We start from the raw sequence: 24,788 nt of genomic DNA on the forward strand, positions 1-24,788 counted from the left end.
CCAGCTTTGGGCATGCTGCGACAGTGGGAGTCCACAGTGCGGGTGGAGGGGTGTCGTGGCGACCTTTCAATGCTCCTCGTGCGGCCGGGAGATCAAGCCGGCCGTCCGATGCCCGCACTGTGGGGCGGACCAGCCACAGTGGGTCGAACACCTGGCGGACATCGAGCGATCCATCGCGGAGATGAAGGCGCGCGACGCCGCCATCGCCCGTGAGCAACGGCAGATCGCCGCCAAGATGCAGGCCGCGCTCTTCCAGCGGGACATCCTCGCCCACGCCGGCGAGGAACGGGTCAAGCAGGCCACCCGACCCCGTCGGGTGCTGCGCCGCCGCCCCGGCCGGCGGCCACCGACCGCCACCACCGGCGCGCCTCCCCGGGTGCCCCGCCAGAACACCCCGCCGGCTCCGGAGGACCCGCCACCGCCGCCCCGCTGGCTCGACGCGGACGACCCCGAGCACCCGCCGGAGGCCTCGTCGCGCGAGGTGCAGAACATCCCCCTCGGGCTGGGTGCGCTGCTGCTCGGCGTGGCCGCGGTGGTCTTCGCCGCCGTGGCGACCAGCTCGATGGACGCGGTGGCCCGGCTCGGCATCCTGCTCCTGGCCACCGTGCTGATGCTCCTCGCACCGCCGGTGCTGGCCCGGCGCGGGCTCACCTCGACCGCCGAAACCATCGCCGCGGTCGGCCTTCTCCTCGTGCCACTCGCCGGTAACGCCCTCTGGGCGGTGGACCGGATCGGCACCGGCGGCGTCTCCGCCACCGTCTTCAGCGGGGTGATCTTCGCGGTCACGGCGGGCGTCGCATTCGGGTACGCCGGCTGGACGGGCCTGCGCGCGCCCCGCTTCGCCACAGTGCTCGCCGCACAGCCGGTGCTGCCGCTGCTCGCGTACGAGCGGATCACCGGCCCGGGCGGCTGGGCGCTGGTGCTGGCCCTGGTCGCCCTCGTCGACCTCTGGCTGGCCCGCTCCGGCGTGGTGATGGAACGCCCCGTCCGGCAGGACCTGCCACTGCCGGACGCCTCGTCGCCGCCCCGTCGACGCAGCGCCGAGAGCCGACCGGAGGGCGACCCGGAGGAGGCCGCCGAGCTGATCGACGCCGACGCGGGCTCCGCCGACCCGCCGCCCGCCCGCCCGGTGCCCGGGCTGCGCGAGCTGACCTGGCTGCTGCACGCGGTGGCGGTCGCCGTCGCTCTGGCGTACGCGGTCACCGCCCTGCTGCGGGCGCAGACCGTGCCGACGGCCACCGGTGCCGGGGCGGTGCTGCTGCTGGCCGCCGCGGTCGGGCTGGCCGGCGCGCTGGTGCTGCGTCGACCGCCGTTGCCCGACGTCGCGGCCGGCATCGTCACCCTGGCGGTGATCGGTGCGCTCAGCCGAATCGTCTCGGTGGCGCTGCCCGGCCAGGCGCTGCTGCTGATCGCGTTGGTCATCACGGTGACCGGGCTGGCGGTCCGCGCGGTCCCCGAGGCCGCCCGCCGTGGCCCGCAGATCGCCTCGGCGGTGGCGTTGACGGTCAGTGGCCTGGTGGTCGCCGGTGGCGCACTTCGCGCCGGGGTCGCACCGGTCCGGGCTGCGCTGCCCGCCTGGGGCGCCGACCTCGACCGTTACCCGGCCGAACTGGCGGCGGCGGTCGGACCGACAACCTGGCAGCTCGCGGGTGCCGCGTTCCTACTCACCATCGCTGCGGTGCTGGCACTGCCCCCGGAGATCCGCCGCGAGTTCGCGGTCGCCGGCGCGGCCCTGACCGCGCTCGCCGTCCCTGCCTCGTTGGATCTCGGGTGGGCGGCGGCCCCCTGGCCGATGGTGATCACCTCGATCGGCATCGGTGTCGTCGGGCTCTCCGCCCGCACCGACCGCGCCGCGGTGGCACACGCCGCCGGCGCGGCGGTGGTGGGCCTCTTCGGTGCCGGTGCCAGCCTCAGCCGCCCCACCCTCACCGCCGCCGTCCTGCTCACCCTGTTCGTGGCCGGCACCCTGGTCGCGTTGGCACCCCGGATCCGGATCGCCTCCGCGGCCTCCGACACCGTCACCGCCTGGGCCGCCGGTGGTGCCGCGTTCGCGTTGCCCGGGGCGGTGGCCGCGTTCGTGACCGCCACCATGCCGGTCGACCCGACTCCCACCCCGGCGAGTCTCCGGGAGGTGACCGTCCCGGTCCTGGCGGCCAGCTTCCTGGCCGTCTGTGTGACTCTCGGCTACGCCGCCATCGTCCAGGTCTCCCAGCGTCGCATCCCCGCGCCGCTGTCGGTCGGCACCGGGCTGGGCGCGCTGCTCGTCACCGCCGCCGCGTTCGGCGCGCCCGGCGCCACCGTCGCCGACGCCTGGGTCGGCGCGCTCCTGCTGGTCGCGGCGGTGCTGCTCTTCCTGGCCCCCTCCATCGACGCCGGCCGTCGCGCCGACCTCACCCTCGACGGCTCCGACCTGGCCGCCGCCGCGGTCACCACCGCCCTGGTCGCCACACTGGTGCGGATCGGCGCGGTGCTCGCACCGGGTGGGCAGTTGGCGGTGGCCGCCGCCCTCGTCCTGGTCGTCGCTGTCGGCGCGCGCAGCATGCCGGAGGAGTGGCGACGGGGGCCGATCCTCGGCCTCGCCGTCGGTGGCCTCCTCATCGGCGTACTCGCCGGCTGGTCCGCGGTGCGCGGCGGGGTCGGCGTGCTCGCCACCCCCGGTCCGATCTGGGCGGGCGACCTGAGTGGCTGGCCCGCCGCGCCCGTCGGCGGCTCCACCTGGCAGGCGCCCGTCGCGTTGGCGTTGTTGGCCCTCGCCGCCGGCATCCTGCTCCCGCCACCCTGGCGTTGGGACGCGTCCGGCGCGGCGGCGGTGCTCGCCACGATCGGCGCGCCCGCCGCGTTCGACCTGGCCTGGTGGTCGCCGGTCCTGGTCGGCGGCATGGTCGCCACCGTGTTCGGGATCGCCGCGGTCGCCACCGAGGAGGCCCGCGCCGGGCTGTCCCGGGCCACGGTGGCCGGCGTGATCGCGTTGCACGCCGCCGGAGCCGGCCTGGTCCGGCCGTGGACCACGGCGTTGGCCCTGGGCAGCATCGCGCTCATCGGGGTGGTGGTGGCCACGCTGGCCCGCGTCCTGGCCGGTCCGCAGGTGACCGACATCGACACCGAGGGGATGCCACCGCACCTGGCACAGATCGGTGGTGCGGCCCTCGGCGCGGCGCTGCTGGCCCTACCCGGTGCGGTGGCGGCGCTGGCCGCCGAGTTCGGACACTCGGCGCAGGTGGTGCTGACCGCGGCGCTGGCCGCGTCCAGCCTCGGACTGGCCGCCGTGGCGGCGGTCCGTCGGGAGGTACCGCAGTATCTGCCCTGGGTCAGCGCCGCCGTGGTCGGCGGAGCCACCATCAGCGCCCTCGCCGCCATCCCCACCGGCCTCGCCGCAGGTGTCTACGCGGCCGCCGCGGCACTGCTCGGCGTGCTGGCCGAGCTGATCCGGTCGGCCACCGTGCCGCCCACCGGTGCCGCCCAACCGGTCCGGCGCTGGGCGGTACGCCTCGACGGGGCCCTACGCCGGCTGCCGGACGACCCGGAACGACGACGGTGGCGGTTCAACCCGGCAGCCGGTGCGCTGGCCGCGGCGGCCCTTCCGACCGCCCTGGCCCTCGCCTCGATCGCCCCCGCGCTGGTGGCCGCGCTGGTCGAACCGCACCGCACACTGACCCGGATCTGGGACGGCCCGCCGCCGGAGCTGCTCACCCCGCCCCCGGACGTGGTCGACCCCACCCACGTGCTGACCGCGCTGTTGCTCACCGCGACCGCCGCGCTCGCGGCCACCGGTTTCAGCGGTGGACGACGCTCCCGGGCCGTGCCGGTGGTGCTGCCCGGGGCCGCCGTCACGCTGTTGATCACGCCGATCGCGTTGGGCAGCGGCTGGCCGGCGAGCACCCTCGCCGCGCTCTCCGTCTTCACCATCGCGATGCTCGGCCTCGCGTTGACCCCACCGCCGCCGCTGGCCGAACGGGCCCGCTCGCTGCGGCTGGCCCGGGTCCTAGTGTTCGTCATCGGGTTGGCCGCCGGTGGCGCCGGGCTCGCCGGGAGCCTCGCCGCCCGGGAGCTCACAGTGTTCACCCTCGGTGGGGCGGTCGGCGTGGGTGTGGTGGCCGCCCTGTTCGGCACCACCCAGCGGGCCCGCATCCTCGGTTGGCTCTTCGCGTCGCTGATGGCGCAGCTCTTCGTGCTCACCGCCGGTCTGGTCGCCGGGCTGGCCCCGGTCTGGTCCGCGTTCGGGGTGCTCGCGGTCGGGGCCGTCCTCCAGGTGTTCGCGGCGGTCCTGCCCCGGCTGCGGCAACCCGAGGCGCAGCGGGAAGCCTCCACCGTGCAGTGGAGCGGCTACGCCGCCGCGCTCATCGCCCTGGCCCTCGCCTTCGACTCGCCCCGACACATCGCCGCCCTGCTGGCGGCCTGGGGCGCGGTCCTCGGCGTGGCAGCGACCCGGCCCGGTCGCCGGCCGGTGGAACGCCGGATCCTGTTCTGGGCGGTGGTGGTCTGCGAGATCACCGCCTGGTGGATCCTGATGCGGGTGGCCGACGTCGCGCTGCCCGAGGCGTACACGTTGCCGTTCGCCGCGCTGGCCCTGCTCGTCGGAGTCCTCGAACTGCGTCACCGACCGGATCTGAGCAGCTGGGTGGCGTACGGGCCGGCGCTGGTCACCGCCTTCGTGCCGACCCTGGCCATCGTCCTGGCCACCGAGTCCAGCACTCTGCGGCAGATGCTGTTGCTGCTCGGCGCGGTCGCGGTGCTGATCTTCGGCTCGTCCACAAGGCAGCAGGCCCCGGTAATCGTCGGCGCGTCGGTCACCGCGATCACGGCGATCCACGCGTTGATCAGCCTCGGACCCTGGCTGGCGCTCATCCCGGTCGGCATCCTGCTGCTCGTGCTCGGGGCGAGCAACGAGCGCCGCCGCCGCGCCCAGGAACGCCTACAGACAGCACTCCGCGGCATGAGATGAAACGCCTAGCCCCCGTCGATCATGGAGTTGTGGTGGGGACGAAGAACCGCAAGCGACTCTTTTCGGGCACCACAAGTCCATGATCGACGCCCTTGGACCTAGCGGAGGGATTCTTGGAGGGCTGCTTCCTTGGTGGCCACCAACTCCTCCAGCTCGCGCTGGTAGGTCGTCATCCGGGTGCGCAGGCCCTCGTCGGAGGCACCGAGGATGCGTACGGCGAGCAGGCCGGCGTTGCGGGCGTTGCCGATCGAGACGGTGGCGACCGGAACACCGGCCGGCATCTGCACGATGGACAGCAGCGAGTCCATGCCGTCGAGGTGCTTCAGCGGCACCGGCACGCCGATCACCGGCAGTGGCGTCACCGAGGCCACCATGCCGGGCAGCGCGGCGGCCCCGCCCGCCCCTGCGATGATCACCTTGACGCCACGGTCGGCGGCGTCGCGGCCGTACTCGATCATGGCGACCGGCGTCCGGTGCGCCGAGACCACCCGCACCTCGTACGACACGCCGAAGTCGTCCAGCACCTCGGCGGCGGCCCGCATGGTCGGCCAGTCCGAGTCACTGCCCATGATCAACCCGACGGTGCTCACCGCGGCCCTCTCCTCGTTCCCGCTCACTCGTGGCCCTCGCGCAACCAGCGTGCGGCTCGTGCCGCCCGGGCCCGGAGGTCTTCCAGGTCGTCGCCGAGCACCGTGACGTGCCCGATCTTCCGGCCCGGTCGCACCTGCTTGCCGTAGAGGTGCACCTTCGCGCCCGGCTCGGCGGCGAAGAGGTGGTGCAACCGCTCGTCGATCGACATCCCGCCGGGCTCACCGCCGAGCACGTTCGCCGACACCACCACCGGCGCGGTCAGCGCCGTGTCACCCATCGGGTAGTCCAGCACCGCCCGCACGTGCTGCTCGAACTGGGAGGTCCGGGCACCCTCGATGGTCCAGTGCCCGGAGTTGTGCGGACGCATCGCCAGCTCGTTGACGACGATGGCGGGACGACCGGCGTCGTCACGGACCTCGAACAGCTCCACGGCCAGCAGACCGACCACACCGAGCGCGGTGGCCAGGTCGATGGCGAGCTGCTGCGCGGAGACCGCCAGCTCCTCGTCCAGGTCGGGTGCCGGGGCCAGCACCTCCACGTTGATGCCGTCGCGCTGCACGGTCTCGACCACCGGGTACGCGGCCACCTGACCGAACGGCGACCGGGCCACCTGCACTGCCAACTCCCGACGCAGCGGCACCCGCTCCTCGACGATCAGCCGGGTGCCGCCGGCCAGCAGGGTCTCGGCCAGCTCGGTGGCCTGGGCGGCGTCGTCGACCATCCAGACGCCCCGGCCGTCGTACCCGCCGCGGGCCGCCTTGAGCACCACCGGCCAACCGACCTGCTCGCCGAAGCCCACCAGGTCGGCGGGCTCGGCGACCGGCCGCCACGCCGGGTTGGGAGCACCCAGCTCGGTGAGGCGTTCCCGCATCACCTGCTTGTCCTGGGCGTGCAGCAGCGCGTCCGCCGGCGGGTAGAGGGTCACCCCTTCCGCCGCCAGCGTGCGGATGTGCTCGGAGGGCACATGCTCGTGGTCGAAGGTGACGACGTCGCAGCCCTTGGCGAAGGTGCGCAGGGCGGCCAGGTCGGTGTGGTCGCCGTACTGGACGTCGGCGGCGACCAGCGCCGCGCCGTCGTCGGGGGCGGTCGCGAGCACACGCAGTGACTGGCCGAGGGCGATCGCGGCCTGGTGGGTCATCCGGGCCAACTGGCCGCCACCCACCATGCCGACAACAGGCAGTCCGGTACGGGAATCCATAGCGCGGCCAGCCTATCCGGGCCCTCGGCGCGCCTCCCCGGAGGGCCGGCGACCGCGCGCCGGGCGCCCCGTCCGGACGCTCGGCGCGGCGCACCGACGACTACCGGGTGCTACCCAGCTCGGCGGTCAACTCCTCGACGGAGGTGACCGGCCGTTGACAGACGAAACCCCGGCAGACGTACGCGGCGGACCGGCCGTCGACCAGCGGACGGTCGGCGAGCAGCGGCACACCGGGCTGGTCCGGGAGGCCGGCGACCACCACCGCCCCGGGCGGGGCGTACCGACGGGCGGCGGCCACCAGGGGGTCGCCCGTCGGGTCCTCGGTGACGACGGCGATCTCGTACGGCCCGGACAGCAACGCCTCACCGGTCATGGCCGCGTACCCGGTGAACCGGGGGTGCCGCCCGACGATCGGCGCGACGGTGGCGAGCGCCGCCTCGGCGGCCTCCCGGTAGCGGGTCTCCCCGGTCAGGGCCGAGTACGCGACGAGCCCGGCGATCAACGCCGACCGGCCGGACGGGGTGGCGTTGTCGGTCGGGTCGGCGGGACGGGCGACCAGCCGTTCCGCGTCGTCGGCGGTGTCGTAGAAGGCGCCACCGGGTGCGGCGAAGCGCGCCAGCGCGGTGTCCAGCAGCTCACCGGCCAGCGTCAGCCAGCGCCCCTCGCCGGTGAGCTGGTGCAGCGCGCAGAAAGCCTCGGCCACACTGCCGTAGTCCTCCAGGACACCGGCCGGCTCGCCGACGGTGCCGTCCCGGGAGACCCGGCGCAGCCGGCCCTCCACCAGGTGCACGGTGGCCAGGTGCTCGGCGGCCTGACGCATCGCCCCGTCGGCGACGATGGTCACGCCGTCCATCAGGTTGGCGTCCTCGTCCTGCGGAGACGCGTACAGGGCAGCGACCTGCTGGAACTCTGCGATGGCGGTGATCGCCAGCCCGTTCCAGGCGGCCACCACCTTGTCGTCGCGGGCCGGTTGCGGACGGGTGTCCCGGGCCGCGAGCAGCCGTCCCACCACCTGCTGCCAGCGGGCGCGGACCTCGGGCGCGGCGTCGTCCACGTCCCGGGCGAGCCGCAGCACGCTCGTGCCCCCTTCGAAGGTGCCGTCGTCGGTCACCGTGAACAGGTCGGCGGCCCACCCACCGTCCTCCTCGCCCAACGCCTCCACGAGCTGCGCGGGCGTCCAGGCGTAGGTGAGACCCTCGACGCCCTCGGTGTCGGCGTCCAGCGCGGACGCGAAGCCCTCGCCCGGTCGGTGCAGCTCGTCGGCGAGGAACCGGGCGGTGTCCCGGGCGACACGGCGGGCCAGTGGGTCACCGGTGAGCCGCCACAGCTGGGTGTAGAGACGGAGCAGGAGGGCGTTGTCGTAGAGCATCTTCTCGAAGTGCGGCACCGTCCAGTGCGCGTCCACCGAGTAGCGGGCGAAGCCGCCGGCGAGCTGGTCGTAGATGCCGCCCCTGGCCATCGCCTCGGCCGTGTGCCGGGCGATCTCCAAGCTCTGCGGGTCACCGGTGCGCTGGTGGTGGCGCAGCAGGAACAGCAGGTTCATGTGCGGCGGGAACTTCGGGGCACCGCCGAAGCCGCCGTTCGTCGCGTCGTACTCCTTGGCGAGTTGGCCGGCCGCGGCGTCGAGCAGCGGCACGTCCAGCGGGGCGGTGGGCCCGCCGACGGCCTGCGCGCCGCCGATCGCCTCGACCACGGCGGCGCCCTGGCGTACCACCGCCTCGCGCTGCTCCCGCCACGCGGTGGTCACCGACTGGAGCAACTGGACGAAGTTGGCCCTCGGGAAGTAGGTGCCGCAGAAGAAGGGGGTGCCGTCCGGGGTGGCGAAGACGGTCATCGGCCAACCGCCCTGGCCGGTCATCGCCTGGGTCGCGGTCATGTAGATCGCGTCGACGTCCGGGCGCTCCTCGCGATCCACCTTGATCGACACGAAGTTGTCGTTCAGCAGGGCCCCGACCTGCTCGTTCTCGAACGACTCGTGGGCCATCACGTGACACCAGTGGCAGGCCGCGTAACCCACCGAGATGAGTACGGGGACGTCGCGCCGTTTCGCCTCGGCGAACGCCTCGTCGGACCACTGCCACCAGTCGACCGGGTTGTCGGCGTGCTGGAGCAGGTACGGACTGGTGGCGTCGGCGAGTCGGTTCACCCGACGACCATAACCACCCCGGAGGGGCGTTCGCCCGGCGTCCACCTGACGCTCAGTTCGCCTCGTGCGGTTGGACCGTCCAGCAGCGCATTTCGAGGCGGGAAGTTGCGGGCCGGAAGAGGTCATCAGCTCCACTCTTCGGCAAAGGTCTTCGCCTGTGCCAGCACCAGTTCGATCGCTCGTGGTTCCTCATCAGGTGGATAGCCGTAACGCGCGAGCAGCCGCTTGACCTTGCTCCTGATCCGAGCCTGAACCTGTTCACGAACTGACCAGTCCACGGTCACATCGGCTCTGATACGTCGCACCAATTCGTGGGCAATCTCCGCCAACGTGTCGCTACCTAGCTCCCGCATAGCGGATTCGTTGGCCGCCACCGCATCATAGAACGCTAACTCGTCGTCGGTCAGACCGAGTACTGCTGCCCGACCCCGGTCAGCCGCGACCTCTTGGGCGAAGCGGACCAGTTCCTCGACCACCTGCGCCGAGGTGAGCGCGCCATTGGTGTATCGGCGCATCGTATCTAGCAGCCGATCGGTGAACGCTCGCTGGCGGACCAAGTTATGTCGGTGGGTCTGCCGGATCCCTCGTTCGATGGCCCGACGCAATGCTTCAAGGGCAAGATTGGGTCGTGGGTGGTTCTTAATCCGCTCGATGAATGCTTCATCCAGGTGAGACAGATCCGGTTTCTCGACACCGGCCACCCCGTAGACATCGACGACGGCATCCGCCGCGACCGCGGAGGCGGCAAGCTGACGCAACGCCAGTTCGATATCGGCGGTGCTGGGAAGGCCCTGCGCAGCTCTGGCCTCGGCATCAAGCCGGATCAGATACAGCCGTACGGCCTCGAAGAAGGCGATGTCTCGGTGCAGATGGCGCAACTCCGGCGCAGCGGGAGCGAGAGCGAACGCGCGGCCCAGTTCGCGGGCGTGGGTGGTGAACCGTCGAGACAGCTCCGGCGGACCCGACCCGTCGTCGCCCCGCGCCGGAGCACGGAGATACTCGACCGCTCCGAGGATGGCGTCCAGATAACCGCGTGGACCTCCGGCATCCCGTACGGCTCGGAAGTCGTAACCGGCGAGCAGCGCCGAGACGATGCCATGTCGCTCGACGACGAGCGGGATGCCCTCTTCCGAGACGTCGGCGCCAACTGGCCGCTCCTCCTGGTCCTCGACCGTGTATTCGGCCAGCGCCTCGGTCAGCCGGTCCGCGATGCCGAGGTAATCGACGACAAGCCCGGCGGGCTTCTCCCCGAACCTGCGGTTGACCCGAGCGATCGCCTGCATCAGCGCCGCGCCCCGCAGGAACTTGTCGACATAGAGCGTGTGCAGCGGCGGTGAGTCGAAGCCGGTCAGCCACATGGACTGCACGATCACCAACTCCAGGTCGTCGTCCGGGTCGGTGGCCCGTCGCTGGATCACCTTGTTCTGGGTGGCGGTCCGGATGTGCGGCGCGAGCCGTTCTCCGTCGTGTCGTCCACCGCTGAAGACGACCTTCAACCGACCCTTGTCGTCCGCCGCGTGACCCCACGCCGGTCGAAGCGTGACGATCTCGTCGTAGAGCCGCGCGCAGATGTCCCGGCTCAGGCAGACGATCATACCCTTGCCCGGCACCCCGGTGACCTTGCGCATTTCCGCGCTCCGTCGTTCCCAGTGCTCGACGATGTCCTCGGCCACCTGTCGTACCCGCTCGGGTGCGCCGACCACCGCCGAGATGGCGGCGAAGGCGCGCTCTGCCTTGCGACGCTCCTCGGGGCTGAGGTCGCCCACCGCGTCCTCGGCCCGGTCGTCCAGGTCGTCGGGGTCGACGTTGGCCGGCAGGTGCACCGGGATGTGCCGGTTCTCGTAGAAGACGCGGACGGTCGCGCCGTCGTCGACGGCCCGGGTCAGGTCGTACGTGTCGATCTCGGTGCCGAACACCGCCCCGGTGTTCTTGTGCATGTCCCTGATCGGTGTGCCGGTGAAGGCGATGAAGGCGGCGTGCGGCAGGGCGTCACGCAGGTGCCGGGCATAGCCGTCCAGGAAGTCGTAGTGGCTGCGATGCGCCTCGTCGACGATCACCACAATGTTGCGCCGCTCGGAGAGCCGTGGATGCCCCCGGCCGGCGGCCCGCTCCGCGCCGGACAGACCGAACTTTTGGAGGGTGGTGAACAGGATCCCTCCGGTAGGTCGGTCGCGGAGCTGGTCGCGCAGCTCGTCCCGACTGCCGACCCGCTTCGGCTGCGTCTCGGGCAGCAGCCGGCTGGCGGCGAACGTCTCGAAGAGTTGACCGTCGAGGTCGGTCCGGTCGGTGACGACGACGATTGTCGGGTTGTCGAGCGCGGGATGGCGCATCGCCTTGGCGGCGTAGAAGACCATCTCCATGCTCTTGCCTGAGCCCTGGGTATGCCAGACGTAGCCGGCGCGGCCATCGGTCCGGGTCGCCCGCAACGTCCGCTCGACGGCCTTGTTGACCGCGTGGAACTGGTGGGCCTTGGCCAACTTCTTGGTGGCCAACACGCCGCGTTCGTCAACGGAGAACGAGATGAAGTTGGCGACGAGATCGAGGAACCTGGCCGGCTCGAAGGCCCCGGAGACCATGACCTCCAGGGCCGAACCGTCGGTGACGTCGACCCGCCGGCCGTGCTCGTCGACGTTCCAGGGTGCCATGTGTTCCCACGGAGTGAACGGCGTGCCGATCCGCGCGGTGGCACCGTCGCTGGCGACCCAAACCACCGGGGCAGCGAAGACGGCCGGGCCGAGATCCCGCAGGTAGGACCGGAGCTGGGCGTACGCGGTCGCGCTGCTAGTCTCACCCCGGCTGGCCGATTTCAGCTCCACCACCGCAAGCGGCAAACCGTTCACGTAACAGACCAGGTCGAGCCGCCGGGCGTGATCGCCGCTCGTCACCTTGACCTGGGACGCGACAAGGAACTCATTCGCGTACGGGTCGGCGTAGTCCACCAACCAGACCGTCGGCTCACGGGTGATGCCGGCGGCATCGGGGTAGCTGATGCCTGACACGCCTCTGGTGATGAGCTGATGGACCCGATAGTTCTCGGCGAGGGCGTCCTGCGACTCGGGCCGACGCAGGGCGTCGATCGCATCCTCGACTGCGGTCGCCGGCAGATCCGGATTGATCCGGGCCACGGCCCGGTGAAGACGCCGGGTCAGCAGCAGGTCATCCCAGCCAAGACGCTCCCCAGTGCGGGGGGCGAGGTCGACACCCTCGACGGGTTTCCAGCCCCACTCGGCGAACCACTCCCGCGCGAGCTGCTCCCACCCGGCCTCGGTCAGACCGCCCGCTTGCTGCGCCATCGACCACTCTCCTCCGATGACAGAACGTACCTGGCCAGGCCAGCGACCGTCGACATGATCACCCTGGACGTGCCGGCTACGCGGTCGCCCGTCGCACCAACCGCCGGAGTGACCAGGCGAGGATACGGGCCTGATCGAGATCGAGCGGATAGTCCTCGACCAGGTCGGCGGCGTAGAGCCGCAGGTTGACCCCGACAAGCGGCACCGGCAGCCCATCCATCCGAAACAGGCTGCTCCCCGCGTAGATGACCCGGTCGCTGCCCCATGGCGGAATTTCGCTTGAGTAGTGGATCCCGTCCCGGTGCGTCGTGCACCAGGAAGGATGCGTCGGCACGATCAGCCGGGCAGTCGAACCGGCCGTCATCTTGTCAGGCTGGGCTATCAGGGCTCCTCCGGGCGTGACACCAACACGTCAACTCGGCTCGCAACCGGCCAGCTCCGGGTATCAGGAGCCACACCTGAAGATGGCACATGAAAAACGCATGTGCCATAGTTACCCCTATCTGCTCGCGCAGCGCCAGCCAGGAGGCCATCACCTTGCCCGAACCAAGCCCCACGGTGCGTCGCCGTCGACTCGGCATCATCCTCCGAGACCTGCGAATCGCGGCTCGGTTGACCGGTGAGGAGGTCGGCCAGCGGGTCGAGCGCTCTGCGTCCTGGGTCAGTCGCGTAGAGCACGGTCGCGTAGGCCTGCGCAGCCGCGATCTCCATGACCTACTGGACGCCCTAGAGGTGACCAGCGAGGAGACCCGCGAGGCGCTGACGCAGCTCGCCCGAGAAAGCAAGCAACGTGGCTGGTGGAACCGCTACGGTCAGACAATCACCGGCCCGTACGCCAGCTTCATCAGCTTCGAACACGAAGCGACGGGTCTGCTGTGCTACGAGACGATCGTGGTCAACGGCCTACTCCAGACCGAGGCGTACGCCCGCGCCTTGAATGACCGAGCGACCTCTGTGCAGGTGAGTGAGGACGCGGATCGACAGGTCCAGATCAAGCTCAACAGGCAGCAGCGGCTGACGGGCGAGCACCCACCAGAGCTGTGGGTAATCCTCGACGAGGCGGTGCTGCGGCGCCCCTTTGGCGGTCCGTCCGTGATGCGAGATCAGCTTCTACATCTGGCTACCACCGCCGACGAGATGCCGCATGTCTCGATCCAGGTGCTTCCTCACCGACAAGCGATCTTCCCCGGCATGATCGCCTCGTTCACTCTCATGGAGTTCCCGGCCCCGGACACCAGCATCGTCTTCTCGGAAGGCTTGACGGGCGCGGTGCACGGGGAGGCGGAGGAGGCCGCACGCTGTACGATTATCTTCAACGAGCTGCGCGCCGCCGCTCTCAGCAAGAGGGACTCGATCAGGGAGCTACGGGAGGCTGCGCAGATGATGGGTGAGCAGTGAGGAGTCAGGCCATGACGCCGCTCAGCGTGACCTGGCGGACCAGCACACGCAGCGGCACTCAAGGCCAGTGCGTGGAAGTCCGCTACGTCGAGGGCCGAGTCGAGGTACGCGATAGCAAGGACCAAGACGGTCCCGCCCTGGCCTTCCCAGCTGTTATTTGGTCAAAATTTGTTGGAAGCGCTGGGGCTCACCGCACGAACGCCTGAACGACATTCAGCCGAGCGTCATTCCTGATCCTTAGATCTCCAGACATTAACCTCGGCAGCAGCGCGCCTCGTAACTCCAGCAACGCCTCATTCTCCCGCTGAGCAAGCCAAATCCGCTCGTGCAGTTCGTGTAGAACTGGCGCCAGCGAGGCGGTAGAAGGGGCGTCGGGAAGCACGATTTCCCAGCACCCCAACTCACTCAGAGGAATCCGATCGACGGTGGCCCCGTGGACCGCCTTCTGCCGGATCACCTCCTGGAACTCACTTGCGAGATAGGCATGCAGCAACACCGACGAACTCACGAGCGCAGATTTCGGACGGAGGATTCCCATTCTCCGGCCCAGACATGCCTGAACACCCGGAGGCATCAACGCCGCTACTCCGAGCCTCGTTTCATAAGAAAAGAGGACATCACCCGCGCCAGGGGCTACTCGACGCGTCCAAGCAACAAATGAAGCTTCGTCAAGATGCGCCGATTTGCTAAGGTCTAGCGATCCGAAGCCGAGACTTGAAATACTGAGAAAGTAGGGCCCTCTGTCAGTTTTCTTCGGAGTGGCATGTGGCCCGTCATAGATTTGAGCCAAGTCGCCGAGAGCGAACCTTCTCGGCTCGCCGCCACTTATCATCGCGCCAGCATACCGGGCGTTCGCGAGTTCGAGCGCCGTGTCCACTATTCGGTTATTCAGTGAGGCCTTTTCATCGATAGCTGAGATCAGTGAAACTACCGAGTCCTGAGTAGGCCTAGGGGGCAACTTAAAACGGATGGCGCTCATCGCCGACTGAGTGAGCTTCGGCTGCGTAGAACCGGAGAGAAAGCCCGCTAGATCCAGTTCCTGGAGGACGTAAGCAAGGTAACGGGTACTCGCCAGCTCATTCCCCTGAAGAACATGAGCATGGTTATTAACCCAAAAACGACCATCCGCAATGAATGCGATCGGCGTCTTCCTGGTGCGAAGATTCTCTCCGTCCTCCGCGAGGAGGAGATACTCGCCATCAAACAAGTATCCATCCACATAGTCAATCACGCCCGACGCGCCGTAATATGGATATAGGCCAGGCCTTCTATCCGAAGATCTAATTGGACGTCGGTGTGAATCGTGACAAACCGCCACCTCTGTCAGGAGGAATTCCCGGAGCTCAGACATCGACAGCATCCAGTCGCGCACGGAGGATCTGATCATGACGAGCAGCGTCATCCATAAGTAGCAGCAATTGACTGGTCAAGCGGCTCACTCGCTCAGCAATCGGCTCATCGTCCGACTCAGATTCGACAGCCCCCACATAACGGCCTGGGGTTAGGACGAAGTCGTGTTTTTTAATTTCGTCCAGCTTGGCCGAATAGCAGAAACCGGGCTCGTCGGCGTACTTGGCAAACGCTGTTTTGTCGGTGCCGCGCCAGCGATGGTAGGTATCGCCGATCCGCCTGATTTCCTCGTCGGTGAGTTCGCGCAACGTCCGGTTTGCCATGACGCCCAACTTGCGGGCGTCAATGAAGAGGACTTCACCGCGCCGGTCGTTCAGCCTCTTTGAGCCCTGCGGCGACTTGTCCCGTGTGAGGAACCACAGGCAGGCCGGGATCTGGGTGTGCCGGAAAAGCTGCGGTGGCAGCGCCACCATGCACGCCACTAGGTCTTCAGTCACCATATTGCGGCGGATGTCGCCCTCGCCGGACTGCTTCGACGACATCGAACCGTTCGCGAGCACAACACCCGCGCTACCGCGCGGGGAGAGCTTGCTGGCGATGTGCTGGAGCCAGGCGAAGTTGGCATTGCTAGCTGGCGGCACGCCGAACTGCCAGCGGGTGTCCATACCAAGGCGGTCGCCGCCCCAGTCGGAGATGTTGAACGGCGGGTTGGCCATGACGACATCGGCGAGCTTGTCCGGGTGCAGATCCTGGCGGAAGGTGTCCTCCCACTTCGGGCCGAGGTCGGCTCCGATGCCGTGGATAGCCAGGTTCATCTTCGCCAGTCGCCAGGTGGTCTCGGCCATCTCCTGGCCGTACACCGAGATCTTGAACGGGTTTCCGCCGTGGCTCTCGATGAACTTCTCGGCCTGCACGAACATTCCGCCCGATCCACAGCAGGGGTCGTAGACCCGGTCTCCCTGCTGTGGTTCCAACACCTCGACTAGCAGACGTACCACGCTCTTCGGGGTGAAGTACTCGCCCCCTCTGCGGCCTTCAGCAGCCGCGAACATGCCGAGGAAGTATTCGTAGACCTCGCCGAGAATGTCCCGCGCTCGGCCCGATCCACCGCCGCCGAAGCCGATGCGGCCGATCAGGTCGACCAACTCGCCGAGCCGGCGCTCATCGACGCTCGACCGGTTGAAGAAGTGCGGCAGCACGCCCCGCAGCTCAGGGTTCTCGCTCTCGATCGCGAGCATCGCCGCGTCGATCAACTCACCAACGGTGCGCTCACCGGCCGCGCTCTTGGCACCGGTCGCGATGGTTTCCCAGCGGGCGTCCGGCCGGACCCAGAAGACACCCTCGCCGGTGTACTCGTCCCGGTCCTCCAGGAGCCGCTCGGCGCGTTCGCCGGTGATGCCTTCCTCTGCCAGCTCGTCGGCGATTACCCTACGACGTTCGGTGAAGGCGTCCGAGACGTACTTGAGGAAGACCAGTCCGAGCACGATGTGCTTGTATTCCGCGGAGTCCATGCTCCCGCGCAGCTTATCGGCGGCCTTCCACAGGGTGGCCTTGAAATCCGCCGGCTTGGCCGGGGCGATGCTTCGTCGTGCCACTGACTCCTAGCTTCCTTCCTCGCTGACGCCGTCGCTGTCGACGATCACCTTGAGCGCACCATCGGCTATCCCGGCGACCAAGGCTGCCTGGACAGCGTCGATCGCAGTCAGGTGCTCGACCGCTCGACGACGCCGCGCCTCGAAAGTGGCCAGAACCTCATCGAGTCGAACAACCTCCTCGGTTTCGAGGCGCGGCAGCTCCAATCTACTGAGGTCCACCCGCCGGACGAGCCCGCCGGTAGCCCGGTCGGCGTTGCGCGGCGCCATCAGCAGTGCTACCAGAACCCGGGGTGTCATTCCCGGGTGTGGCCTTGCAATTCCTTCGCGGTCCACCGGGTGCTGCTGGTAGTCGGCGAACCCGGGGATGCGGATCACCCGGGCCGGGCTGAGGACGATGCTGCCGCCCGCCTTGTCCACCATCGCCCTGATCTTGTCACCGCCCAGCATGACCACATCGCCGGGGTGGGTGACCTGAGCGGCTTCGCTGACGTCGAGCGTGCCGATCGACCGGCTGCCCACCGGGACGACGCCGGTCAGCTCGGCCACGCCGATGACCGGGAGACCTGTCGGATCGTTTTTTCGTATTCGCTTATCGTTCGCCTTGTGACCAGGCAGGACCCTGAACAACTCCCCGACCGTCCGGTATCCGCGGCTCATCGGTTCGACGGGCACGTCCGCGAGCTCTGGTTCAAACCGGTGCACAGCCCGCTGAGCTTCGCGTAGCCGCGCCAGTTGGAAGGTCGCGGACCGTAGGCCAGTCAGCCGGTCCGTCGGCATCAGGGATCCTCTGGCCTCTCCCCAACACGTGAACTCTGCCGGGGCATCGTCCGGGTTCCGGACCCAGTCGGCAACCTCGGAGAACCAACCGTCAGCGCCCGTGGCAGCGAACCGATCGGCGTCACAAAACAGGACATCATCCGGTCGGCGATAGCCGTCTGGCGCATTCCCGTAGACGAGCAGCGCGAACTCCACACCGACGCGAAACGAGTGCAGACGGCGGGGAAGCTGGATCACGGCCCGCAAGGCACCATCGGCCCCCAGCGGGTGCAGCCCACCCGGACGGACCCGCGCGCTGCGGAGCGCTGGCAGGGGCACAAGTAGGTAAGCGCGTCCCTCGGGGCGCAGGAAACGCACCGCAGCCTCGGCCCACGGGGTAAGTTCCGCCGTGACTGGAACGTTGTCGGTATAGCGATCGAACGGGGTGAAGGGCGGATCGACCACCACCACGTCGGCTACAGACGACGACTCGTCGAACAGGCTATTGCCGCGTCGCACGCATGCCTTCAAGCCATGACAGATTAGCCGAAACCGGAGCAGATCGACCTTAGCAGCGTCCAGGTCGGCCGCTTGGACCCCGACCGGCTTGACCGCCTCCACCAGCGGCAGGAGGAGTGAGCCGAGCCCCGCTGCCGGATCGAGCACGGTAAGCCCCGCCGCCGATCCCATCAGCGCCGCGATCAACCTGCAGACGGTTTCGGGCGTGGCGTCCTGACGGTTCGTGGCACCCAAGCGATCAGCCTGAGTCAACAGGCGCTCGACCGCACGTCCGCCTCCCACGGACGGGACGAGGTCATTCACCACCTTGAGCAGTAGCTGCGTACCGTCCGGCAGGTCACGCAGCGATCGGTCCAAAGCTTCGGCTTCGGCCGTTCGCCCCTCGGCGGCGACCCGGCGGATGCCCTCCGACAAGCCGTCCATCGTCAACGGCGCAGCGGTCAACACCCGCAACGCGGCCAGCGCCAAGGCGACGGCCAACAGCCGGTCGCCGCGCACCGTATTCCTCAGGGCACCCAACGACCGCAGCTCAAGACCACGCCGGAAGACATCACCGTACGTCATCAGCCGCTCATCGGCCTCAGCCGCGAGCACGGCTGGTGGTAGCGGTCGGGCATCCAGCCACCGAGCGACCGCTGCCGCGTCGAAAAGCGCGGATTGGCCCTCCTCCCGGACCGCTCGGGGGAAGTCGGGATGGCGGCGTCGCCAGTTGCTGGCCGTCGGCCGGCGAACCTCGGCGAACTCCGCTACCTCCGTCAGCGTGACGAGCTGCACGTCAGTCTTGTGCTCTGGCTGTTCCGTCGTCACCTCGCGGACATCCTTCCCGTCAGCCCTCACAGCTTCGGCTTCCGGGCAAGCTCCTCAGGGACGCGGTCGTTCGCCCGGACGGACGTAGCCGCGAACGAGGACACGTACCCCATGATCAGGAAGATCTTCTCATTGTCCGCCGCGAGGTGCCGGTGGTGGATCGGCTCGTGATGCGCCATCCGGTTCCGCAACCGGTTGAGATGGTGCAGATCACGGTGCAGCGGCCCCCGCGCGCCACGGTATTCGGGGAAAGCGTGCCGGAGAGCAGGGCGCCAGAGGGTCATCTCATACTCGCGGCCCAAAAGCGCGGCCCAAAAGCCCAAGCTGAGTTCGGTCAACACGTCGCCGACTCGCAGGGAGGGCTGTCGGGGTCCACAAGCCTGGAGAGCGCGGTCCAGACGGGCCGCCTCCGGTTTTCTAAGTGGCAGGGCTCCCGCGTGCCACCAGTCCACCCGGCCGGTCAGGGTGGCCAACTGGGCCGCCATGGAGTTCCGCAGGATCGGCTCGAAGAACGGGAGATGCGCCTGCAGAGCACGCGTGACGTCGATGTTCCAGTAGTAGAGGCGGATCGCCGCCACCGAGTTACCGGCGCACCGATTGAGGTAGGGTGCCATCCTCTCCGGGGAGAGCAGGGCAATCATTCGGCGCGCCTCGTCCTCGTCCATCGCGATCCCCTTCCGATCCGCTCAGCGATGCGGTACTCTCGGTGCGTACACCCCGGGTGTGGCCTCTGATTCAAGCCCCCCGGGGTAAGCCCTTTTGGGGCCGCATGGCGCATCGCGGGCAGCCGGGTCACGGCGGCGATTGCGACAGAACTTCCTTCCGCACCACAAGAATGACAGACACGTCAGCAACCGCGCAAGGCACGGAACTGGACTACATCTGATAAGCCTGCTTATCAGCTCCTGTCATGCGGCGACACTCCTCAGATCCCTCATCGCGAACTTAGGAGGCGCCGTCGGCGCGGAGCCGGAACACGTTCGACTCGGCCGAGTCGCGCAGCGACCCCAGCACCGCGCCGATCTTGTCCGCCGGCATCGGCTTGAAGAAGTGGTAGCCCTGCGCGGAGGTGCAGCCCAGCTCGGCCAGGGCCATCCGCTGCTCGGCGGTCTCCACCCCTTCGGCGACCACGCGCAGCCCCAGCTCGTGGGCGAGACCCACCGTCGTGCGGACGATCGCCGCCGCCTCCGGCGAATCCGCCATCTTGATCACGAACGAGCGGTCCACCTTCAACTCGTCCACGGCGATCCGGGTGAGGAAGGTCAACGACGAGAAGCCGGTGCCGAAGTCGTCCACAGCGAGCTGCACGCCCATCGACCGGAGGGTGGCCAGCACCTCGTCGATGACCTCCAACTCGCTCATCACCACCGTCTCGGTGATCTCCAGGACGAGGCGGTGCGGTGGCACCTGGTGTCGGCGCAGCGCGTCGGCGATCTCCGCAGGCAGCCGGCGGTCCAGCAGGCTGCGTGCCGACAGGTTGACCGAGATCGGGACGTCCAACCCCTCCCGGGCCCAGCCGGCGGCCACACCGAGCGCCTTGTCCAGCACGTAACGGGTGAAGGTGCCGAGCTGCTCGCTGTTCTCCACCGGCCGGATGAAGTCGGCCGGGTTCAGCCATCCACGCCGGGGATGCTGCCAACGGATCAGCGCCTCCACGCCGGTGGGCGCGCCCGTGGTCAGGTCCACCGCCGGTTGCAGGGCCAGCACCAGCTGGTCGTCGACTGTCAGCGCCTCCCGAAGCTCGGCGAGCAGGGCGAGCTGATCGGTGCTGGCCGCGTCGCGGGTGCCGTCGTACGCGGCGACGTTGCCGCCGCCCTCCTTGGCCTGGTACATCGCGATGTCGGCACGGCGCAGCAGCTCGGTCAGGTCGGCGGTGCCGGCGTCCGCCACCACCACACCGACGGAGACCTCGATCGACATCCGGACGCCGGCCACCTCGGTCGGCGCGGCCAACCGTTCGGCGATCTCCCGGGCCTGGCGCAACGCGTGGGCCATCGGGGCGGCCCGGTCGCCGAGCACCGGCACCGCGGTGAGGAGCAGGGCGAACTCGTCACCGCCGAGGCGGCCGAGCAGGTCGCCGGGGCGGACCAGCGTGTCGAGCCGGTTCGCGGTCAGCCGCAGCAACTGGTCGCCCGCCGCATGACCGAGGGTGTCGTTGACCTCCTTGAACTGGTTGATGTCCAGCAGCAACAACGCCACCGGATGATCGTGCGCGAGCTGCCGCAGCGACTGGTCACCCTTGCCGAGCATCGCCGCCCGGTTGACCAACCCGGTGAGCGGGTCGTGCACCGCCTCGTACGACGACCGGGCGGTCACCAATCGCAGCTCACGGTGGGTCGCGGCGTCGTGCAGCGCGGCAGCGAGCGCGTCGCCGAACGCGGCCACGGCGTCGCGTTCCCGCGCGGTGGGCGGGGCCGAGCGGGGAAACCGCACCCGCAGTCGACCGACCGGGGCGGCACCGACCGACAGTGCGCGGACCAGCTCGTGCTCGTCCGCCTCCGTCTCCTCCGGTGGGTCCGTCTCACGGTCGGCCGTCTGACCGCTGGCGTCGCCCCGGTACCGGTGCCACCGGCCGTCGGCCCGGGCCACGTCCACGTCCACCAGTTCGGCGTTGAACAGCGTCAGCGCACCGGTGACCGCCGCGCTTGCCACCCCCCGCTCGTCGAGCTGGTTGAGGGCGGCGGTGGCCTCGGCGAAGGCCCTCCAGGTGCGGCGTTCCAGATCGGCGCGCAACCGGTAGCGGTAGGTCTGTTGGAGCAGCCAGAGCAGCGGCGGCAGCAACAGCAACCAACGCGGGTCGAGCTCCAGCAGAGCGACCACCACGAGGCCGACCGCCACGTTGCCGACGAACATCAGCAGCTTGCCGCGCAACGCGGCGAGCAGCGGCGGCCCGATCGGCAGGCCGTGCCGCAGGCCCAGCGTCACCCCACCCAGCCAGGCGGTCACCAGCAGATAGGTCACCGACCCGGCGAGCACAGCCAGCGCCAGCATCGGGGTGGGCGGGGAGAGCAGTGGCCGCCCGAGCGCCGTGGTCACGGAGACGGCCAACGCCGACGCGGCGGCCAGTGACGCGGCGATCCGGACGATCTCCAGGACCGGGCGGCGGTCGTTGTGCAGGGAGAGCACCGTCCAGGCCAGCCCGGTGCCGAGCAGCGTGGCGGACGGAAGCCACCCGGCCGGGGTCAGGTAGAGGCAGACGATCAACGCCGCCTCACCCCAGGTGATGCTGACCATGCCGGCCGCCGAACGGAACCGGAGCCGGGCCAGCTGGGCGAGACCGAGGACGGCGACCGCGATGCCGAAGCGGGCCGGACCGCCGAGCGGGTCGTCGGCCGGTAGCCGGGCCGGGAGGGTCAACCCCACCGTGGCGGCGACCACGGCGGTCAGCGTGACGGCGGCGGTGAGCACGAGTAACCGGCCCGGGGTGCCCCGCACCCCGAGCCGGTCGAACGAGTCGTTGGCTGGACCGGAGGTCATCGACCTCCCCCGTCAGCCGACCGACCGAGGTTGCGGCGGGCGGCCGGTGCTGTGCTGGTCATCGGCGCCCCCTCCCGCACCCGGCTCGGAGACTTTTGGTCCCCCGGCGGAAGGCTAAGCCAAACCGGGTGGTCGCAACAGGGGGCGACCACCCGGTCCGGCGTGATTCATGGGGTGACTAGCCGTTCCGGTGCTGCTGGTGCCCGTTGGGAGCGGGCGTGGATGAATCACGCCCCCCGGTCCCGTCTGTCGGATCGACGACTGCCGCATCGACCCTGGTCGGGTCGGTGGACCCCGCCTGCTGCGGGAACCGGTCCGGCAGGCGACGCAGCCGGGAGTTCATGTTGCGGATCAGCAGGATGGTCGCGGTGGCCAGCAGCAGGATGAGGAACAGGCCCATCGGGCCGGCCAGACCACCCGTGCGGGTGTCCCCGAAGTTGTTCTCCGCGAGCACCTGGGCAGCGGTCAGCATGGCGTTCCTCCGATGTGCGGTTGGTATCCAGGGTAGACCCGCCCGGAATCAGCGTGCGTGCGCCGTCTCCCGTACCCCGGCGAAGAGATCCGACTCGGGCAGCGGGCTGTCGACCATCGAGCGGGCCAGCTCGTAGTCCTCGGTCGGCCAGGCACGCTGCTGGAGCTCCATCGGCACGTGGAACCAGAAGCCGTCCGGGTCGACCTGGGTGGCGTGGGCGCGCAGCGCGTCGTCGCGGACCGGGAAGTATTCGGAGCACTCGACCCGGGTGGTGATCCGGGGCCCCTTGTCCGGCCGGTCCTCCCACCGCTTGAGCCACTCCTCGTACGGCGACTCCAGACCCGCCGCCAGCATGCCCTCGTGCAGGGCCATGATCTTGCCCTTGGAGAACCCGATGTCGTAGTAGAGCTTCAACGGCTGCCAGGGGGCACCCAGCTCCGGGTAGCGCTCCGGGTCGCCGGCGGCCTCGAAGGCGGCCACGCTCACCTTGTGGCACATGATGTGGTCGGGGTGCGGGTAGCCGCCCTCTTCGTCGTACGTGGTGACCACGTGCGGACGGAACTCGCGCATCAACCGCACCAGGGGCCCGGCGGCCACCTCGACGTCCTGGAGGGCGAAACAACCCTCCGGCAGCGGCGGCAGCGGGTCACCCTCGGGCAGGCCGGAGTCGACGAAGCCGAGCCAGGCCTGGTCGATGCCGAGGATCGACCGCGCGGCGTCCATCTCGGCACGCCGGATCTCGGCGATGTTGGCCCACACGTCGGGTCGGTCGAGCTTGGGGTTGAGCACGCTCCCGCGCTCGCCGCCCGTGCACGTCACGACCAGGACGTCCACCCCCTGTGCGACATATTTCGCCGTCGTCGCCGCGCCCTTGCTCGACTCGTCGTCCGGGTGCGCGTGCACGGCCATGAGACGCAGTTGCTCTGCCAACTTCGGCGCTCCTCGTCTGTGCCGGACGGTGGACCCGACCGGGCTCGACCGGCTGACCTGCCGGGATCTTCCTCACCGCACCCTTGTCGCCGGTCAGCAGCCCGTGCATGACCTGCCATTCCTGCCGCTGGACCGGGTGGGAGGATGGGACTCTGCCATTCTTGCTGATGCCGCCGACAACAACGCCAGGAGATACCCGCCGGTGACCGAGACGCACGCCACAATTTCATCAGGCGCGCCGGTTTTCCCGGCCGGGCGCTACGGCCGTCGCCGGGCACCGGCCGGGCGGCGTCGTCGCACGCTGCTGGCCGCACTGGTGCTGCTGGCGCTCGTGGGGACGCTGACCGTGATCTCCGTACGGCTCTACCGCCAGTACGGCGACCCGGTCTACGACGCCCAGGTGATCACTTATACCGACATCACCGACAACCAGGTGGTTGTCGACTTCCGGGTCACGGTGCCGTCGGGTGGATCGGCGGTCTGCGTACTGCGCGCGCGGGACCGCGCGGGCGCCGAGGTGGCCCGGGAAGAGATCACGGTGACGGCCCAGCCGGGCAACCGGCACGTGACGACCCGACACCGCCTCGCCACCACAGCACGGCCGTTCATCGGTGAGGTCCTGCGCTGCCGCCCCCCGGCCTGAGCTGCGGGAACGTCCCCTCCGACGACGGCGGCGGCCCCTCTACGCGCGGTGTCGGATCCGGGCACCGGCGGTGATGGCCGACACGCTGTGTCGTACCGCACTGGTAACTTGGTAGTTCACCTGTTCAGCCGGCCACGCACAACTGAGGAGAACGCCTGTGTCCACTGGCAACGAGGCGCCCGCCACCTGGCTGTCGCAGGACGCGTACGACCGCCTCCAGGCCGAGCTCGACGAGCACATCGCCAACCGTCCGGCCATCGCCGCCGAGATCAACGCTCGGCGCGAGGAGGGCGACCTGCGGGAGAACGGCGGCTACCACGCCGCCCGCGAGGAGCAGGGCAAGGCCGAAGGTCGCATCCGTTACCTGACGGAGCTGCTGCGCACCGCCAAGGTCGGCGAGGCGCCGACGGCCGACGCGGTCTCCCCCGGCATGGTCGTGACGATCTACTTCGACGACGACACCGACGACACCGAGACCTTCCTGCTCGGCTCGCGGGAGATCGCCGCCACCACCGACCTGACCGTCTACAGTCCCGAGTCGGCGCTGGGCAAGGCGATCCTGGGCGGTCGGGCCGGGCAGACCTGCACCTACACGGCACCGAGCGGCGCCGACATCAAGGTGACGGTGGTCAGCTTCGAGCCGTTCTCCGGCTGACGTCGCCGGCCGCACC

General features: G+C 69.5%; 17 protein-coding genes and 1 pseudogene. 6 read left to right on the forward strand and 12 right to left on the reverse strand.

Features of this window, described 5'->3' with window-relative positions:
• Positions 1 to 55 precede the first annotated feature (55 nt).
• Positions 56 to 4,942 carry an SCO7613 C-terminal domain-containing membrane protein gene (locus GA0070612_RS01520; protein WP_088986273.1) on the forward strand — a complete coding sequence of 1,629 codons (4,887 nt, stop codon included), beginning with the start codon at positions 56 to 58 and terminating at the stop codon, positions 4,940 to 4,942.
• A 98-nt stretch (positions 4,943 to 5,040) separates the two neighbouring features.
• Here the strand turns inward: GA0070612_RS01520 and purE are convergent, their stop codons facing one another.
• The 5 genes from purE to GA0070612_RS31255 form a co-directional block, all read right to left on the reverse strand.
• The gene (gene purE / locus GA0070612_RS01525; protein WP_088991201.1) at positions 5,041 to 5,532 is read right to left on the reverse strand and encodes a 5-(carboxyamino)imidazole ribonucleotide mutase; all 492 of its coding nucleotides are present in this window, start codon (positions 5,530 to 5,532) and stop codon (positions 5,041 to 5,043) included.
• Positions 5,533 to 5,555: 23 nt separating this feature from the next.
• Positions 5,556 to 6,731 (reverse strand): 5-(carboxyamino)imidazole ribonucleotide synthase, encoded by a 1,176-nt coding sequence (locus GA0070612_RS01530; RefSeq protein WP_088986274.1) that lies wholly within the window; start codon positions 6,729 to 6,731, stop codon positions 5,556 to 5,558.
• A 100-nt stretch (positions 6,732 to 6,831) separates the two neighbouring features.
• Positions 6,832 to 8,877, reverse strand: coding sequence for a thioredoxin domain-containing protein (locus GA0070612_RS01535; protein ID WP_088986275.1), 2,046 nt, complete (start codon positions 8,875 to 8,877; stop codon positions 6,832 to 6,834).
• A gap of 125 nt (positions 8,878 to 9,002) precedes the next feature.
• Entirely contained in the window at positions 9,003 to 12,170 is a 3,168-nt protein-coding gene (locus GA0070612_RS01540) for a type I restriction endonuclease subunit R (protein ID WP_088986276.1), read from the reverse strand.
• 76 nt (positions 12,171 to 12,246) lie between these two features.
• Positions 12,247 to 12,534 carry a hypothetical protein gene (locus GA0070612_RS31255; RefSeq protein ID WP_157742396.1) on the reverse strand — a complete coding sequence of 96 codons (288 nt, stop codon included), beginning with the start codon at positions 12,532 to 12,534 and terminating at the stop codon, positions 12,247 to 12,249.
• A gap of 107 nt (positions 12,535 to 12,641) precedes the next feature.
• On the opposite strand from GA0070612_RS31255, the pseudogene GA0070612_RS32980 reads away from it, so the two are divergent.
• The 3 genes and pseudogenes from GA0070612_RS32980 to GA0070612_RS01550 all read left to right on the forward strand — a co-directional run.
• Positions 12,642 to 12,869 (forward strand): annotated as a pseudogene (locus GA0070612_RS32980) (helix-turn-helix domain-containing protein); the annotation flags it as partial.
• A gap of 33 nt (positions 12,870 to 12,902) precedes the next feature.
• Positions 12,903 to 13,568, forward strand: coding sequence for a DUF5753 domain-containing protein (locus GA0070612_RS01545; protein WP_231924431.1), 666 nt, complete (start codon positions 12,903 to 12,905; stop codon positions 13,566 to 13,568).
• A gap of 11 nt (positions 13,569 to 13,579) precedes the next feature.
• Entirely contained in the window at positions 13,580 to 13,774 is a 195-nt protein-coding gene (locus tag GA0070612_RS01550; protein ID WP_088991202.1) for a DUF397 domain-containing protein, read from the forward strand.
• Here GA0070612_RS01550 and GA0070612_RS01555 read toward each other — a convergent pair.
• The 7 genes from GA0070612_RS01555 to mca all read right to left on the reverse strand — a co-directional run bounded on the left by GA0070612_RS01555 (position 13,756) and on the right by mca (position 23,474).
• Positions 13,756 to 14,955: a restriction endonuclease subunit S gene (locus GA0070612_RS01555; protein ID WP_157742397.1), complete on the reverse strand. Its 1,200-nt coding sequence runs from the start codon at positions 14,953 to 14,955 to the stop codon at positions 13,756 to 13,758. The genes GA0070612_RS01550 and GA0070612_RS01555 overlap by 19 nt on opposite strands.
• Positions 14,912 to 16,513 carry a class I SAM-dependent DNA methyltransferase gene (locus tag GA0070612_RS01560; protein ID WP_231924432.1) on the reverse strand — a complete coding sequence of 534 codons (1,602 nt, stop codon included), beginning with the start codon at positions 16,511 to 16,513 and terminating at the stop codon, positions 14,912 to 14,914. The genes GA0070612_RS01555 and GA0070612_RS01560 overlap by 44 nt, the downstream gene beginning before the upstream one ends.
• Positions 16,514 to 16,519: 6 nt before the next feature.
• A complete protein-coding gene (locus GA0070612_RS01565) occupies positions 16,520 to 18,595 on the reverse strand; it encodes an N-6 DNA methylase (RefSeq protein WP_157742398.1) in 2,076 nt (691 codons plus the stop codon).
• Positions 18,596 to 18,621: 26 nt separating this feature from the next.
• Positions 18,622 to 19,260, reverse strand: a complete 639-nt coding sequence (locus GA0070612_RS01570; RefSeq protein WP_088986280.1) for a hypothetical protein — start codon at positions 19,258 to 19,260, stop codon at positions 18,622 to 18,624.
• A 280-nt stretch (positions 19,261 to 19,540) separates the two neighbouring features.
• Positions 19,541 to 22,072: a putative bifunctional diguanylate cyclase/phosphodiesterase gene (locus GA0070612_RS01575; RefSeq protein WP_088986281.1), complete on the reverse strand. Its 2,532-nt coding sequence runs from the start codon at positions 22,070 to 22,072 to the stop codon at positions 19,541 to 19,543.
• Between the two features lie 178 nt (positions 22,073 to 22,250).
• Positions 22,251 to 22,544, reverse strand: a complete 294-nt coding sequence (locus tag GA0070612_RS01580; protein ID WP_088986282.1) for a hypothetical protein — start codon at positions 22,542 to 22,544, stop codon at positions 22,251 to 22,253.
• 48 nt (positions 22,545 to 22,592) lie between these two features.
• Positions 22,593 to 23,474, reverse strand: a complete 882-nt coding sequence (gene mca / locus GA0070612_RS01585; RefSeq protein ID WP_088986283.1) for a mycothiol conjugate amidase Mca — start codon at positions 23,472 to 23,474, stop codon at positions 22,593 to 22,595.
• A 202-nt stretch (positions 23,475 to 23,676) separates the two neighbouring features.
• Here mca and GA0070612_RS01590 point away from each other — a divergent pair, with 202 nt between their 5' ends.
• Together GA0070612_RS01590 and greA are read left to right on the forward strand one after the other, a co-directional pair.
• A complete protein-coding gene (locus tag GA0070612_RS01590) occupies positions 23,677 to 24,117 on the forward strand; it encodes a DUF4307 domain-containing protein (protein ID WP_088986284.1) in 441 nt (146 codons plus the stop codon).
• Between the two features lie 157 nt (positions 24,118 to 24,274).
• Entirely contained in the window at positions 24,275 to 24,772 is a 498-nt protein-coding gene (greA, locus tag GA0070612_RS01595) for a transcription elongation factor GreA (protein ID WP_088986285.1), read from the forward strand.
• Positions 24,773 to 24,788 lie beyond the last annotated feature (16 nt).

It is taken from the genome of Micromonospora chokoriensis, assembly GCF_900091505.1.
GTDB lineage: Bacteria > Actinomycetota > Actinomycetes > Mycobacteriales > Micromonosporaceae > Micromonospora > Micromonospora chokoriensis.